Raw genomic sequence first — 14,593 nt, 5'->3', positions numbered from 1 at the left:
TTTTGTCGATTTCAGCCGCGACACGGTACCCCCAGGTGGTCGCCAAAACGACCACATGGCGCTCACTTGTCTGTTCCGAAAACAACATTGTCCAACCGACACAATGTGATACGTGAAGTCGGGGCGGGCCCGCAGGCCGGCGCCATCGCCTGGGTTGGCCAAATCTGTCGTCATCCGCACTTTTCAGTCAGCTGCGGTTGTGGTTGGGTCCCTGCATGCCCTATCCTCTGCGCCGGCGCCTGGGGAGGCGCCACCAAAGGATTCAGGTCCCAGACCCTTTCTCAACCCATGGATTGTGCTTCGCCGTCGGCGAAGTGCTGGATGACTCATATGAACAAATCGAATTCGCTCGCCCCCGTGCTGGCCTGCGCGCTGCTGGGTGCCGGCCTGTTGGGCGCCAGTGCCCCGGCGTCGGCGGGTCTGCGCGACAGCTTCGCCAACAGCCGCACCTCTGCCCAGGAGCAGAGCAAGAAGGGCCAGGCCGAGATTCCGGTCTGCACCAAGCCGCTGGGTTCCATCTCGGTGATCGAGCCGGAAGACGTGGTGAACTGGTGGACCGGCCAGCAGCTGCCGGCGCCTTCGAAGCTGATCAAGGTCTTCGTCAACAAGTCCAAGTGCTTCACCCTGGTGGACCGTGGCGTCGGCATGGCCGCTGCCCAGGCAGAGCGTGCGCTGGCCAGCGAAGGCCAGCTGCGCGGCCGCTCCAACATCGGCAAGGGCCAGATCCGCGCCGCCGACTACGTGCTGGTGCCGGACCTGATCTCGCAGAACAGCAACGCCGGCGGCAACGCCATCGGTGGCCTGCTGGGCGGCCTGATCGGCGGCAAGGCCGGTGCGGTGGTCAGCGGCCTGAACTTCCGCAGCAAGACCGCGGACGTGACCCTCACCCTCACCGACGTGCGCTCCTCCGAGCAGGTGGCCATAGTCGAGGGCAACTCGAAGAAGACCGACCTGGGCTGGGGCGCCGGTGGTGGCCTGTTCGGCGGCGGCGGCATCGGCGCGATGGGCGTGGGTGGCTATGCCAACACCGAAATCGGCCAGGTGATCACCCTGGCCTACCTGCAGGCCTACACCAACATGGTGGCCGAGCTGGGCGGCCTGCCGGCCAATGCCTCGGCGGCCAATTCCGGCCAGGCAGTGACCATGCTCAAGGCCGGTCGCCTGCTGGCCAATGCCAAGGGCACCGGTGCGCCGGTGCGCTCGCTGGAGCCGGGCATGCTGCTGTACCCCACCGGCGTCAAGGAAGGCACCATGTGGGAAGTGGAAGACGAAATGGGCAACAAGGGCTGGGTCAATTCCACCCTGATGGAAACGGCCAAGTAAGCCGCCTGCGTGCCGGCCCCGCGCCGGCACGCGCCGCCTGCCGGGGCCGGCCTTCGTGGACGGCCCTGCCAGGGGCGCGGCCCCGCTGCAACGCAGCGGCTCGCCGGTGCCGCCTTTGACTTTGATGAATACTCTTGGGTTTGTTGCCCTGCGGCCCGATAATGGGGGCATGGAAATCAAGTCCGACAACCCCGACCACGGCTTCCAGTTCCCCGGCCAGTTCGAGCTCAGCGCGATGGGCCCGGCCAACCGCGGCCTGGAACATGAGCTTCCCCGCCTGCTGCTGGCGGCCGGCATTGATGTCGTCAATGAACGCATCAGCTGGAAACACTCAAGCAACGGCAAGTACGTGTCCGTCCGCATCGTGTTCAAGGCCGAGAGCCGCGAACAGTACGACCTGGCGCACCAGGCGCTGCGCGACCACCCGGAAGTGAAGTGGACGCTGTAGCCGACAGCTGCCCGGCCGAAGCCGCCCCGGAAGACCGCGCGCCGCGCCCGGCGGTGGTCCGTGACCTCGGCCGCCAGGCATACGAGCCGGTGTGGCGTGCCATGCAGCGCTTCACCGACCAGCGCAGCGACGCCGACGCCGACGAGCTGTGGGTGGTCGAGCACGACCCGGTGTTCACCCTGGGCCAGGCCGGCAAGGACGAGCACGTGCTGGCGCCGGGCGATATCCCCGTGCTGCACGTGGACCGCGGCGGCCAGGTGACCTATCACGGCCCCGGCCAGATCGTGGTCTACCCGCTGTTGCGCCTGCCGCGGCTGGGCATTGGTGTGCGCGACTATGTCTGCCGCATCGAGCAGGCCCTCATCGATACCCTGGCCGAGTGGAACATCGGTGCCGAACGCCGCGAGGGCGCCCCGGGCGTCTACGTCGGCGGCGCCAAGATCGCCGCGCTCGGCATCCGCGTGCGCCGCGGCTGCACCTTCCATGGCCTGGCCTTCAACGTGTCCATGGACCTGGAACCCTTCCACCGCATCAACCCCTGTGGCTATCAGGGGTTGCAGGTGACATCGGTAGTAGACTTGGGCGGGCCCTCCGGGATGGAGGCCGTCAAGCCGGTGCTGCTGGACCACCTGGCCCGCCAGTTCGGCCTGCTGCTGCAGCACACGCCCGAACTGCCCGATCTTTCTGCGGCCGCCTGACCGCCCCCCGGAACTGCCATGACTGAAACCACCGCCCGTTCCATTCCCCTGCAGATCGTGCAGGGCGACTCTCCGTCCGCCGCGCCGTTGCAGGCCGGGGTCAAGCAGCTGGGCGGTGACAAGATCAACCGCTCGCCGGTGCAGTTCGCCGATGCGCCGGTGCTGCGCAAGCCGTCCTGGATCCGCGTGCGCATTCCCTCGGGCAATGCCGTGCAGAACCTGAAGGCCAAGCTGCGCGAGAACCGCCTGGTGACCGTGTGCGAGGAAGCCAGCTGCCCGAACATCCACGAATGCTTCGGCCACGGCACGGCCACCTTCATGATTCTCGGCGAGGTCTGCACCCGCCGCTGCTCGTTCTGCGACGTGGCCCACGGCCGCCCCAAGCCGCCGGATGCCAACGAGCCGGCCAGCCTGGGCCAGACCGTGGCCGACATGGGCCTGAAGTACGTGGTGGTGACCAGTGTCGATCGCGATGACCTGCGCGACGGCGGTGCCCAGCATTTCGTCGACTGCATCAGCGCCATCCGCGCGAAGTCGCCGGGCACCCGCATCGAAGTGCTGACCCCGGACTTCCGCGGCAAGGGCCGCATGGAGCGCGCGCTGGAGATCCTGGCGCAGAACCCGCCGGATGTGTTCAACCACAACATCGAAACCGTGCCGGACCTGTACCGCAACGTGCGCCCGGGTGCCGATTACCAGTGGTCGCTGAACCTGCTGAAGAACTTCAAGGCGCAGCACCCGGAGGTGCCGACCAAGAGCGGCATCATGCTGGGCCTGGGCGAGGAGTTCGAGCAGATCAAGGCCACCATGCGTGACCTGCGCGCGCATGACGTGGACATGATCACCATCGGCCAGTACCTGCAGCCGACCGCGCACCACCACCCGGTGCTGAAGTACTGGACCCCCGAGGACTACAAGGCGCTGGAAGACTACGGCTACGAGCTGGGCTTCAGCCACGTGGCCTCCGGCCCGATGGTGCGTTCGTCGTACCACGCCGACGTCCAAGCCAAGGGCGCCGGCATTTCCTGAGGTGGGTGCGGACCGTTGGTCCGCACGCCTTCGCCGGGCATGGCCCGGCGCTACCAATGGGTGCGGCCCCCCTCACCGGTGGGTGCGGACCGTTGGTCCGCACGCCTTTGCCTGCATTCACAATTTGCTACACCGGCCCCGCTAGGCTGGCTTTCCACCGAGCGCGGCCGGGTGACAAACCCGGCAACTTTCGGCACTGTCGTGGTGTCTGAACACCCTGCAGTCTCCCCCTTGGCAAGGCGCCTTCGAGCACGTCAATGAAATTCAAAGCCCCCGCATTCCTGATGGCCCTGGCGCTGGTCGCGCCGCTGGCGCTGGCGGCCAAGGCCGACTCGCCTGCATTGCCCGCGGCGGCCACCGCCGATCAGGTGACCACCTCCAAGCTGGTGTACGGCCTGCTGTCCGACAGCCGCTACGCGTACCGCCCGCGCGCGCTGGACGAGGCCACCTCCAAGGACGTGTTCAAGCGCTACCTGGAGACGCTGGACGGCGGCAAGCAGTACTTCACCCAGGCCGACGTGGCGCGCTTCGCGCCGTTCGAAGCCAATATCTCTTCGGCCATCCGTGGCGGCGAGCTGGAGCCGGCGTTCCAGGTGTTCGCCGTCTACAAGCAGCGCGTGGGCGAGCGCGTGGCCTACGCGCGCAGGCTGCTCAAGCAGGAGCCGGACTTCACCACCGACGAGCGTTTCGAATACGACCGCAAGAAGGTGCCGTGGGCGGCCAGCAGCGCCGAGCTGGATGAGCTGTGGCGCAAGTCGGTCAAGAACGACTGGCTGCGCCTGAAGCTGGCCGGCAAGAAGCCGGACGATATCCGCAAGACGCTGGACAAGCGCTATGCCACGCTGGAGAAGTCGGTCAATGAACTGAAGGGCGAAGACGTCTTCCAGTTCTTCATGAACTCGTACACCAGCGCGGTTGATCCGCACACTGATTACTTCACCCCGCGCACCGCCGAGAACTTCAACCAGGCGATGTCGCTGTCGCTGGAAGGCATCGGCGCGCAGCTGCAGCGCCAGGACGACGTGGTGGTGATCCGCGAGATCATCGCCGGTGGCCCGGCAGCGGTCGACGGCACGCTGAAGCCGGGTGACCGCATCGTCGGCGTCGGCCAGGGCAAATCCGGCCTGGTCGAGGACGTGATCGGCTGGCGCATCGATGATGTCGTGGCCAAGATCCGCGGTGCGAAGGACACCCAGGTCAAGCTGGAATTCATTCCGGCCGCGGAAGGCGCCGACGGCAAGCACCACACCCTGGTGCTGACCCGGCAGAAGGTGCGCCTGGCCGAACAGGCCGCCAAGGGCGAGACCATGACCATTCCGGCCGCCAACGGTGAACCGGCACGGAAGGTCGGCGTGATCAAGCTGCCGACCTTCTACCAGGACTTCGAAGGCCGTCGCCGCAATGCCGCCGACTACGCCTCGGCCACCCGCGACGTGGCCAAGCTGCTGGCCGGTTTCAAGAACGACAAGCTGGATGGCGTAGTGCTGGACCTGCGCAACAACGGCGGTGGTTCGCTGGATGAAGCCATCGAACTGACCGGTCTGTTCATCGAGCAGGGCCCGGTGGTGCAGGTGCGCGAGTCCGGTGGCCGCGTCACCGTCAACAGTGACCGCAACCAGGGCGTGGCGTGGGATGGCCCGCTGGCGGTGCTGATCAACCGCGGTTCGGCCTCGGCCTCGGAAATCTTCGCCGGCGCCATCCAGGACTACGGTCGTGGCCTGGTGATCGGTGAGACCAGCTTCGGCAAGGGCACCGTGCAGAACATCGTCGACCTCGACCGTTGGCCGAGCGGCGAAACCCAGCGCTTCGGCCAGGTCAAGCTGACCATCGCCCAGTTCTTCCGCATCAGCGGCAGCAGCACCCAGCACAAGGGCGTGGTGCCGGACCTGGCCTTCCCGGCCAGCGTCGATGCCACCGAGTTCGGCGAAAGCACCTACGACAACGCATTGCCGTGGACCCGCATCGCTGCGGTGCCGCACACCCAGTACGGCAACTTCGCGCCGCTGCTGCCGAAGCTGGAAACCCGTCACGACGCGCGCATCGCCTCTGACAAGGAATTCCAGTGGTGGAACGAGGACGTGCAGCAGTTCCGCACCGAGGCAGCGAAGAAGTACATCTCGCTCAACGAGGCGACCCGCCGCGCCGAACGCGAGCGCCAGGATGCCCAGCGCAAGGAACGCCAGGTGCAGCGCAAGGAACTGGGCCTGGCCCTGGACCCGCTGGCTGATGACAGCAGCGACGACGGCCTGACCGGCAACGAGCGCGACATCGTCAAGGATGCCGCACGCGAGAAGGCGGCGGAGAAGCGCCCGGACCCACTGCTGCGCGAGTCGGCCTCGATCCTGGCCGATGCGGTGAACCTGCTGGCCAACGACCGCCCGCTGTCGGCACAGGTGCTGCCGCAGTCCACTGGCGCCGGCCGCTGGGCCGACTGAGCCGCCAGCCCGCTTGAAAAGGGGACGGAGGGGATTAAGTCGTTTGTGGCACAAACGACTTAATCCCCTCCGTCCCCTTTTTTGTGCATGAACAGGCCGCAACGGCGGGGGCGGGCAGGAGTACTTTCGACCTGCCGCACACGGCTGCGGGACTACCCTTGGCGGTACCGTCCTCGCAGGAGTACCCATGCGGGCCTCCCGTCTTACCAGCGCTGCCGTGGCCCTCAGCAGCGCCCTGATCCTGTCGGCCTGTGGTGGCCGTGCCGCCGACAGCACCCTGCTGCGTGAATCCTTTGATTCCGGCGACACCTTCTCGCGCACCGTCGATGGCCGTCCCGGTGATGCCTGCGAAGCGGCGCGGCGGACCCTGCTCAGCCAGGGCTATGCCATTGCCCGCTCGGACGAGGCACAGGTGGAGGGCAACAAGAATTTCCAGCCCCGCGACGACGATCACGAGCAGCTGGTGCTGCGCATCTCCTGTGCGCCGCGTGGCAGCCAGACGCTGGTGTTCGTCAGCGCGGTGCAGGACCGCTATGCGCTGAAGAAGAGCCCGACGTCGGCCAGCGTGGGCGTGGGTGCACTGGGCTCGGTGTCGCTGCCGTTCGGCAGCAACGATGATTCGCTGGTGAAAGTGGCCAGCAGCACAGTCACCGATGCGGAGTTCTATCGTCGTTTCTTCCAGCGCCTGCAGCAGTACCTGCCTGCGGACGCAGCCACGCCCGCGCCGCCTGCTTCGCCCGTACCTGCGACTCCGGAACCTGCACCGGCCAGCACGGACCAGGGGTGAGCGTGCGCGGCAGGTTGATCGGCATGGCCCTGCTGCTGGTGCCCGTGCTGGGGACGGCGGCCACGCCCGTGGACTGCACGCAGGGCCTGCTGCAGCGGCTGGGCTGGCGCTTCGAAGAGGCGGCGGTGGCCACGCCACAGGTGCACGGCGGTGCCGTGTGCACGCGCGCCACGTTGGCCGAGGCGCAGGCGGCGGGCGATCTACGCGTGCAGTGGCCGGCCGCAATGCCCGCTGCGGCCCGACAGGCACAACTGCGGCAACTGCTGGACGACCCGGCCACGGTCTGCGCCTATGCGTTCGAACTGGGCGCCGCCACGCAGCGTGCGGCGACCGCATTGCAGGACAATCCCACGTTCCGTTTTTCCGGCCCGCAGCTGGGCTGGATCGGCTTCGGCCTGCGGGGCGCACCCTCGCAAGGGTGGCAGCGCACACGCAGTTTCGGCCGCGGTTACGTGCCCAGCGCCGGCAACAGCCGTGCATTGCAGGCGTTCTACAGCGGCAGCGTGCGCGCCGAATGCGGCGTTGGCCGCCAGGTCGCGCAGCTGGCAACCCAGCGCGAACTGTATGGCGATGCTGCGTACGATACCGAGTTCAAACCCGCAGAACTGTCGATTGGCACGTTCCTGGCGCTGCATGACACCGACAGCATTCTGCTGGGTGCAAGCGCAGGTGATTTCTTCGCCGATGGCAAGGCCGTGCGCACATCGATGATGGGACGGCAGGCGTTCGTCGGCGTGCCGGGTTTCATCGAACATGTGTACGACAAGGGCACGCTGGACGATCTGAGCAACCAGGCCGAGAACTTCGTGGTGGTCGAGGTGGGCGAGGGCGCTGCGCAGGCGCTGGCCCTGCACGGCGGGCTGGCCTGGTACGACCAGCGCAATGCCGAGCTATGGAAACTCGCGCAGGACATCCCACGCATCGGCCAGCGCTATTTCGAGCGCCTGCTGTTCGAGCGCGACCAGGACCTGCGCGCACGGCTGGAACCGCGCTACCGCGACACGCTGGCACGCATGGACCAGCTGCTGGACGATCCGTTCTACCAGCAGTTCGTGATCTATGTGCATCCACGCGGTATACGTCCCATCGGCTACCACGTTGCCCGCCTGCTTGATCGCAACCCACGAACGCCGTTTTCGATCGACCTGGCGGTGCACAATCTGCATACCACGCTCTACCGGCGTTGGCGCGAGGCGCAGCTGCGCCACTGCGCGGCTACCGGCAGGCCAGGCAGCCTGACCCTAGACCCCAACTGAAGGTGAAACAATGGATATTGCAATGATCGGCCTCGGCCGCATGGGCGCCAACATGGCCCAGCGCCTGCATCGCGGCGGCCACCGCGTGGTCGGCTACGACCCGGGCGAAGGCGCCCGCCAGCGCGCCGCCGAGGCCGGCCTGGAAGTGGTGGATTCGCTGGCAGCTGCCGTCGCCGCGCTGCCGGTGCCGCGCGTGGTGTGGCTGATGGTGCCGGCCGGCGAAACCGTCGACCAGACCCTGGGCCAGCTGACCCCGCACCTGGCCGAGGGTGACATCGTCATCGACGGTGGCAACTCCAACTACCAGGACTCGATCCGTCGCGCCAAGGCGCTGGCCGAAGACGATCTGGGCTACGTCGACTGCGGCACCAGCGGTGGCGTGTGGGGCCTGCAGGAAGGCTACAGCCTGATGGTCGGCGGCGACGCCCCGGTGGTGGAGCAGATCGCCCCGCTGCTGCGCACGCTGGCCCCGGCCGAAGATCGCGGCTGGGCCCGCGTGGGTCCGTCCGGCGCCGGCCACTTCACCAAGATGGTCCACAACGGCATCGAGTACGGAATGATGCAGGCCTACGCCGAAGGCTTCGCGCTGATGGAGCGCAAGCAGGAGATGGAACTGGACCTGGCCCAGGTGGCGGAGGTGTGGCGCCATGGCAGCGTGGTGCGTTCGTGGCTGCTGGACCTGAGCACCGAAGCGCTCAAGCGCAATCCGTCGTTGGACGGCATCGCCCCGTACGTCGAGGATTCGGGTGAAGGCCGCTGGACCGTGGCCGAAGCGATCGCACTGGATGTGCCGGCCCCGGTGATCACGCTGTCGCTGCTGGAACGCCTGCGCTCGCGCGAATCGAATTCGTTCACCGACCGCCTGCTGTCGGCGATGCGCAATGAATTCGGCGGCCACGCCATCAAGAAGTCGTAAGAAACACCGGGGTCGGATCCCTTTCCGCAGGAAAGGGCTCTGACCCCATCAGGAAAGCTGTCTCCGATCGCCTCCACGCATGGCGTGGATCTACTGGTCACCCCAACGCGATTCGCCGCCCTTCGCGCGCACTGTCCATCCCGGCCTGCAGCAACCGCATCAGCTGCAGCGCCTGCGCCGCACTGACCGTCGCTTCACCATCGCCGTGCATCGCCGCCGCGAACTGTGCATACAGCCGCCGGTAATCGCCGGGCAGGTTGTCGACGGTGCTGCGCTGCACGTTGTCCTCGGCATCGCAGCGCAGCAGCTCGCCATGCCGCGGATCGATGCCCCAGCCCGGCGCACCCGGCGCAACACCGCGGCGCAGCTGCGCCTCCTGCACATCCAGGCCGTGCTTGATCCAGCTGCCCGTGCTGCCATGCACACTGAAGTGCGGTGTGGGTGCCGCCACCAGCGAACCGGCATGCACGATCGCGCGATGCCGTGGGTAGTGCAGCACCGCGTGGAAGTAATCGATGCCGCTGCCGCCTTCGCGCTGCACCGCCAGATCGGCGTCGATGGCCTCGGGCCAGCCGAACAGCACCAGCATCTGGTCCAGCAGGTGCGGGCCCAGGTCGTACCACACGCCGCTTCCAGGGCCATCCTGTTCGCGCCAGCGCTCGCGTACCTGCGGCCGGTAGCGGTCGAAATGCGCATGGCACTCGGCCACGTCACCAAGCGCACCCTCCGCCAACAGCGCCTGCAGGGTGAGGAAGTCGGCATCGAAGCGCCGGTTCTGGAACACGGTCGCGATGCGCCCGGCATCGCGCGCCGCGGCCAGTATTGCTTCGGCCTCGGTGACGTCGAGCGCGAATGGCTTGTCGACCAGCACATGCTTGCCCGCCGCCAGCGCGGCGATCGCCAACGGCGCGTGCTGTTCGTTGGGCGTGGCGATCACCACCGCATCCACCGCCGGATCGTCGAAGACCTGCTGTGGCGTGGCCCGCACGTGCACGTTGCTGAACGTGCGCAGGAGCGTGTCGCGCTGCGAACTGACGACGCTGTGCAGCACCAGTCCGGGCGTGTGCTGGATCAGCGGCGCATGGAAGACCCGGCCGGCGAGGCCGTAGCCGATCAGGGCCAGTTGCAGGTCGGGGCGCATCGCACAGCTCCGGCAGAGGGAAAGGGCAGGGTAAACGACCGGCGATCAGCGTCCAAAACTGAACCGTTGCCGTTGGAAACGCTTCGATTCACAGCGGCATGACTGCAACGCCACGCCTGCTCCACGGCGGCGTGTCCAGACTGGCAGCACATCCCGAAGGAGTACGACACGATGAGCAATACCACCCGCACGCTGATTGCTTCTGCCCTGACCCTGGGCCTGGCGCTGTCCTCCTCGGCCGCCTTCGCCAAGGACCCGGCCGCGAAGAGCCCGCCGACCAGCACCCATCCGGCAACCCATGCCGATCGCCATGACTCCAACGAGCCAGTGACCGATACCTGGATCACCACCAAGGTGAAGGCCGACCTGCTGGCCAGCAGCAACGTTCCGGGCACTGAAATCAAGGTGGAAACCGTGAACGGCGTGGTCAGCCTGAGCGGCGCCGTGGCGACCCAGGCCGAGAAGGACAAGGCGGTCACCACTGCCAAGGGCATCAAGGGCGTGACCCGCGTCGATGCCGCAGCACTCAAGGTCAGCGCCGCTGCCAAGCGCTGAACCTGGTGGGCGCCCCAGCTGGGGCGCCCAGCGGTTTCTTTGGAGCCGGGCCCTGCTCGGCGCCACCAAGAAGGGGACGCCCCCTACCCGTTCAGCCAGCCGCGCCCTGAATCCCAGAGTTGTGACCGCCTGCGCTATATTGCCGGTTCCGCCGCAGCCGGGCTGGTCCCGGCAGATGCTCCGCGGCCGTGCTGACGAGGAACTATGGCGCTGGTTTTCAGTGACGACATCTGGGACCGCTGGCGGTTGCCGGCCTTGGCGCTGGCGGCCGTCGCGATCATCGTGGTGCCATGGTTGACCCTGCGCAAACTGCAGCAGGACAGCGAACAGGCGATGGCCTGGGTCAACCATACCCAGGCCGTAGGCAATGCCCTGCAGCAGTTGCAGGCGGACGTGCGTGACGTCGAATCGGCCGCGTTGACCCTGTCCAAGGGCGTGGATGCGCCCGGCCTGCGCGAGCGCATGGCGCGCGCCAACGAGATTCCGGGGCGCCTGGCCGAGCTGGGCCGGATGACCCGCGACAATCCCGACCAGCTGATCCGCATCGGCCGTATCGAATCGATGCTGGAGGGCCGCATGGCGCTGGCCCGCGAGCTGGCCAGGTCCGAACCCAACAGCGATCAGCGCGGGCTGGTGCAGGATCTGAGCACGCGCTATCCCATCCGCGGCCTGGTCGAGGAATTGCAGGCCAGCGAGCAGGAACTGCTGGCACTGCGTGCAGAACAGGCGGCGCGCCAGCGCCGGCAGACCGAGTTTGTGTCCTGGAGCTCGCTGGTGGTGCAGCTGGCCCTGCTGGGCCTGGTGCTGTGGCTGCTGCATCGCCAGATTGGCCGCCGCCTGCACGCCGAGCGGCAGTCGCTGCGTTCGGCTGCGCGTGCGGCATCGGTGCTGCAGACCGTGCGCGAGCCCATTGTTCTGCTTGATCGTGAACTGCGCGTGCAGCTGCACAATCCGGCGTTTGCCGAGCTGTACGGTCTGGAGGACGAGCGTGCCGACGGCCTGCTGCTGGAAACCGTCGGTGACGGCGCCTGGCAGGACCCGGTGATGCGCCAGCGTCTGTCCGACGTGCTGCTGCGCGGCCGCGAACTGTGGGACTTCGAGCACGAGCAGCGCGCCGCCGACGGCATGGTGCGCTACATGCTGCTCAACGCACGGCGCATGCCGCTGCCGGATACCGATGACGAAGTGGTATTGATGACCGTCAGCGACGTAACGGTGCAGCGTGCCGTGCAGCTGCGCGTGGAAGATCTGAACCGGCAGCTGGAAGGCAAGGTCGCGCAGGTGTCCGAGGTCAACCGCGAACTGGAGGCCTTCAGCTATTCGGTCTCGCACGACCTGCGCGCGCCGCTGCGCCATGTCGCCGGATTCTCGGACAAGCTGTCACGCCATCTGGGTGAGCAGGCCGATGACAAGAGCCGGCACTACCTGGAGGTGATCTCCAGCTCGGCACGGCGCATGGCGGCGCTGATCGACGACCTGCTGGTCTACTCGCGGCTGGGCCGCGTGGCGATGCGCCAGCAGGCGGTGGACATGCAGTCGCTGGTGGCCGATACCCGCGCCATGCTCGATTCCAACCTGCAGGCCGAGGCCGAAAACAGCGGCCACGCGCACCAGGTCGAGTGGAGCATTGCACCGCTGCCGATCGTGGTGGGCGACGAGAACATGATCCGCCAGGTCTGGCTGAACCTGCTCGGTAACGCGGTGAAGTATTCAGGCAACCGTGAGCCGGCAAGGATCCGCGTGGACTGCCAGCAGCAGCCCGATGGCGGCCATCAGTTCACGGTCAGCGACAATGGTGCAGGCTTTGACATGGCCTATGCCGGCAAGCTGTTCGGCGTGTTCCAGCGCCTGCACAAGGCCAGTGACTACCCTGGAACCGGCATCGGCCTGGCCAGCGTGCGCCGCGTGCTGACCCGCCATGGCGGCCGGATCTGGGCCGAGGCCGAACCGGACGTCGGCGCCACCTTCCACTTCTACCTGCCTCCCGCGATCGACGCGGACAAACAAGGTCCTTCTGCATGACGACTCTGCGCACCATTCTTCTCGCCGAAGACAGCCCGGCCGACGCCGAGATGGCGATCGACGCCCTGGAAGAGGCGCGTCTGGCCAACCCCATCGTGCACGTCGAGGATGGCGTGGAAGTGATGGACTACCTGCTGCGTCGCGGCGCGTTCGCCAACCGCGAGGAAGGCCTGCCGGCCGTGCTGCTGCTGGACATCAAGATGCCGCGCATGGATGGCCTGGAAGTACTGCGGCAGATCCGTGAGCACGAAGAACTCAAGCGCCTGCCGGTGGTGATCCTGTCGTCCTCGCGCGAGGAGAGCGACCTGGCCCGCAGCTGGGACATGGGCGTGAACGCCTATGTGGTCAAGCCGGTGGATGTGGACCAGTTCTTCGGCGCCGTGCAGACGCTGGGCAAGTTCTGGGCGTTGATCAACCAGGCACCGGAACTCGAGTGAGCCCATGCCCCTGACCGGTCCCGCCCTGGGGGCGCTGCGCATCCTGCTGGTGGAGGATTCACCGGAAGATGCCGAGCTGATGTCCGAACAGATGCTCGATGCGGGGCTGGACGCCCGCTTCGAGCGGGTCGAGAGCGAGGCCGAACTGCGCCAGGCGCTGGCCGCGTTCCAGCCGGACATCGTGCTGTCTGACCTGAGCATGCCGGGCTTCTCCGGTGACGATGCGTTGCGCATCGTGCGCGAGACCTCGCCGGAAGTGCCCTTCATCTTCGTCTCCGGCACCATGGGTGAAGAGAACGCGGTAGCAGCGCTGCAGAAGGGCGCCAACGACTACATCATCAAGCACCAGCCGGCGCGCCTGCCGTCGGCGGTGGCGCGTTCGATCCGCGATGCGCGCAGTGCGGTCGAACGCGCACGCGTGGAAACCGAGCTGATGCGCGCGCAGCGGCTGGAAAGCCTGTCGCTGCTTGCCGCTGGTCTCAGCCACGACCTGCGCAACATCCTGCAGCCGCTGCTGATCATGCCGGACCTGCTGAAGGCGCGCACCGAAGATCCGCAGCTGCACCACCTGGCCGATGTCATCGCCGAGTGCGGCCGGCGCGGCCATGAGATGGCCGAGTCGATGCTGTCGTTCGTGCGCGGCTCGCGCAAGCCAAGCGAACGCATCGAGATCGACGGCCTGTTCGATGCGGTGGCGCTGCTGTTGCGCAGCAACGTACCCGACGCCGTACGGCTGGAACTGCAGGTGCAGGACCAGGGCCTGGTGGTCGACGCCAACTACACCGAGCTGCAGCAGGTCATGTTGAACCTGGCGTTGAACGCGATCCAGGCCATGCCCAATGGCGGCCGCCTGAGCCTGATTGCCAGCCATGCCGGCCAGCGCGATGGCGTGGACTGGATGCACATCCGGGTGGCCGATGAAGGCATCGGCATGGATGCGGACACGTTGTCGCACCTGTTCAACCCGTTCTTCACCACCAAGGCTGATGGCACCGGCCTGGGCCTGATGTCCTGCAAGCGCATCGTCGAAGGCGCCGGCGGCAGCATCCATGTCAGCAGTCAGCCGGGGCAGGGCACCTGTTTCGAACTGCGCCTGCCGATGCATGAAGCCAGCGACGGCAGCGAGCCGATCGAGCAACTGGTGGCGCTGGGTAGCGGGCAGTCGATCCTGGTGGTCGATGGCGAGGCGACGCGTCTTTCGCTGCTTGGCAATGCGCTGTCCAGCCAGGGCTATCAGCTGCAGCTGGCCTCCGACGGCCCGGCCGCGCTGCGCTGGATGCAGCAGGAGGCGATGCCGGCACTGGTGATCGCCGATGCCGGTTCCAAGCTGCTGCCGGCCAGCCAGCTGCTGGGCGAGATGGCCGCGCTGGGCTACCGCGGCCCGGCACTGGTGCTGGAAGACACGACGGCAGCGGTGACGCCCGATGCGTTCCCGGCCGGTGTGGAGGTGCATGTGCTGCGCAAGCCGCTGCAGATGCAGCAGGTATTCCGCGCGGTGGCCGAAGCGCTGGGCTGATGCCTGGGTAGTGGCGGCCGCTGGCCGGCA

General features: G+C 67.1%; 13 protein-coding genes. 12 read left to right on the top strand and 1 reads right to left on the bottom strand.

What is annotated here, in order from left to right; all coding sequences use genetic code 11:
• Window positions 1-330 precede the first annotated feature (330 nt).
• From QRO93_RS09290 to gnd, 8 genes are all read left to right on the top strand, one after another.
• Window positions 331-1,323 (top strand): CsgG/HfaB family protein, encoded by a 993-nt coding sequence (locus tag QRO93_RS09290; RefSeq protein ID WP_180879390.1) that lies wholly within the window; start codon window positions 331-333, stop codon window positions 1,321-1,323.
• 169 nt (window positions 1,324-1,492) lie between these two features.
• Entirely contained in the window at window positions 1,493-1,771 is a 279-nt protein-coding gene (locus QRO93_RS09285) for a YbeD family protein (protein ID WP_005411067.1), read from the top strand.
• Window positions 1,759-2,469 carry a lipoyl(octanoyl) transferase LipB gene (lipB, locus tag QRO93_RS09280; RefSeq protein ID WP_180879392.1) on the top strand — a complete coding sequence of 237 codons (711 nt, stop codon included), beginning with the start codon at window positions 1,759-1,761 and terminating at the stop codon, window positions 2,467-2,469. The genes QRO93_RS09285 and lipB overlap by 13 nt, the downstream gene beginning before the upstream one ends.
• Before the next feature lie 18 nt (window positions 2,470-2,487).
• Window positions 2,488-3,498, top strand: a complete 1,011-nt coding sequence (gene lipA, locus QRO93_RS09275) for a lipoyl synthase (protein WP_180879394.1) — start codon at window positions 2,488-2,490, stop codon at window positions 3,496-3,498.
• A 257-nt stretch (window positions 3,499-3,755) separates the two neighbouring features.
• Window positions 3,756-5,933 carry a carboxy terminal-processing peptidase gene (locus QRO93_RS09270; protein ID WP_180879396.1) on the top strand — a complete coding sequence of 726 codons (2,178 nt, stop codon included), beginning with the start codon at window positions 3,756-3,758 and terminating at the stop codon, window positions 5,931-5,933.
• A gap of 187 nt (window positions 5,934-6,120) precedes the next feature.
• Complete coding sequence (locus QRO93_RS09265) at window positions 6,121-6,720, top strand: DUF2242 domain-containing protein (RefSeq protein WP_049458253.1); 600 nt, start codon at window positions 6,121-6,123, stop codon at window positions 6,718-6,720.
• Between the two features lie 23 nt (window positions 6,721-6,743).
• Window positions 6,744-7,976, top strand: a complete 1,233-nt coding sequence (locus tag QRO93_RS09260) for a hypothetical protein (RefSeq protein WP_180879398.1) — start codon at window positions 6,744-6,746, stop codon at window positions 7,974-7,976.
• A gap of 10 nt (window positions 7,977-7,986) precedes the next feature.
• A complete protein-coding gene (gene gnd, locus QRO93_RS09255; protein ID WP_053450821.1) occupies window positions 7,987-8,892 on the top strand; it encodes a phosphogluconate dehydrogenase (NAD(+)-dependent, decarboxylating) in 906 nt (301 codons plus the stop codon).
• A gap of 97 nt (window positions 8,893-8,989) precedes the next feature.
• Here gnd and QRO93_RS09250 read toward each other — a convergent pair whose 3' ends face one another.
• Window positions 8,990-10,033: an oxidoreductase gene (locus tag QRO93_RS09250; protein ID WP_180879402.1), complete on the bottom strand. Its 1,044-nt coding sequence runs from the start codon at window positions 10,031-10,033 to the stop codon at window positions 8,990-8,992.
• A gap of 171 nt (window positions 10,034-10,204) precedes the next feature.
• Here QRO93_RS09250 and QRO93_RS09245 point away from each other — a divergent pair, with 171 nt between their 5' ends.
• The 4 genes from QRO93_RS09245 (at window position 10,205) to QRO93_RS09230 (ending at window position 14,563) form a co-directional block, all read left to right on the top strand.
• On the top strand, window positions 10,205-10,588 hold the full coding sequence (locus QRO93_RS09245; RefSeq protein ID WP_006470382.1) for a BON domain-containing protein: 384 nt from the start codon (window positions 10,205-10,207) through the stop codon (window positions 10,586-10,588).
• A gap of 204 nt (window positions 10,589-10,792) precedes the next feature.
• The gene (locus tag QRO93_RS09240; protein ID WP_164087034.1) at window positions 10,793-12,610 is read left to right on the top strand and encodes an ATP-binding protein; all 1,818 of its coding nucleotides are present in this window, start codon (window positions 10,793-10,795) and stop codon (window positions 12,608-12,610) included.
• A complete protein-coding gene (locus QRO93_RS09235) occupies window positions 12,607-13,047 on the top strand; it encodes a response regulator (RefSeq protein WP_005411057.1) in 441 nt (146 codons plus the stop codon). Before QRO93_RS09240 ends, QRO93_RS09235 begins: the two co-directional genes overlap by 4 nt.
• A gap of 4 nt (window positions 13,048-13,051) precedes the next feature.
• Window positions 13,052-14,563, top strand: coding sequence for an ATP-binding protein (locus QRO93_RS09230; protein ID WP_053450818.1), 1,512 nt, complete (start codon window positions 13,052-13,054; stop codon window positions 14,561-14,563).
• Window positions 14,564-14,593 lie beyond the last annotated feature (30 nt).

The organism is Stenotrophomonas maltophilia group sp. Smal17, from assembly GCF_030237045.1.
GTDB classification, from domain to species: Bacteria; Pseudomonadota; Gammaproteobacteria; order Xanthomonadales; family Xanthomonadaceae; genus Stenotrophomonas; species Stenotrophomonas forensis.
The sequence above is the reverse complement of the archived record's forward strand: the minus strand, read 5'-3'. Positions and strand labels throughout refer to the sequence as shown.

What these genes read in the sequence shown, in the direction of transcription:
- QRO93_RS09290 (WP_180879390.1), top strand. Translation starts at nt 331, where the DNA reads ATGAACAAATCGAATTCGCTCGCCCCCGTGCTGGCCTGCGCGCTGCTG.
- QRO93_RS09285 (WP_005411067.1), top strand. Translation starts at nt 1,493, where the DNA reads ATGGAAATCAAGTCCGACAACCCCGACCACGGCTTCCAGTTCCCCGGC.
- lipA (WP_180879394.1), top strand. Translation starts at nt 2,488, where the DNA reads ATGACTGAAACCACCGCCCGTTCCATTCCCCTGCAGATCGTGCAGGGC.
- QRO93_RS09270 (WP_180879396.1), top strand. Translation starts at nt 3,756, where the DNA reads ATGAAATTCAAAGCCCCCGCATTCCTGATGGCCCTGGCGCTGGTCGCG.
- QRO93_RS09265 (WP_049458253.1), top strand. Translation starts at nt 6,121, where the DNA reads ATGCGGGCCTCCCGTCTTACCAGCGCTGCCGTGGCCCTCAGCAGCGCC.
- QRO93_RS09260 (WP_180879398.1), top strand. Translation starts at nt 6,744, where the DNA reads ATGGCCCTGCTGCTGGTGCCCGTGCTGGGGACGGCGGCCACGCCCGTG.
- gnd (WP_053450821.1), top strand. Translation starts at nt 7,987, where the DNA reads ATGGATATTGCAATGATCGGCCTCGGCCGCATGGGCGCCAACATGGCC.
- QRO93_RS09250 (WP_180879402.1), bottom strand. Translation starts at nt 10,033, where the DNA reads ATGCGCCCCGACCTGCAACTGGCCCTGATCGGCTACGGCCTCGCCGGC.
- QRO93_RS09245 (WP_006470382.1), top strand. Translation starts at nt 10,205, where the DNA reads ATGAGCAATACCACCCGCACGCTGATTGCTTCTGCCCTGACCCTGGGC.
- QRO93_RS09240 (WP_164087034.1), top strand. Translation starts at nt 10,793, where the DNA reads ATGGCGCTGGTTTTCAGTGACGACATCTGGGACCGCTGGCGGTTGCCG.
- QRO93_RS09235 (WP_005411057.1), top strand. Translation starts at nt 12,607, where the DNA reads ATGACGACTCTGCGCACCATTCTTCTCGCCGAAGACAGCCCGGCCGAC.
- QRO93_RS09230 (WP_053450818.1), top strand. Translation starts at nt 13,052, where the DNA reads ATGCCCCTGACCGGTCCCGCCCTGGGGGCGCTGCGCATCCTGCTGGTG.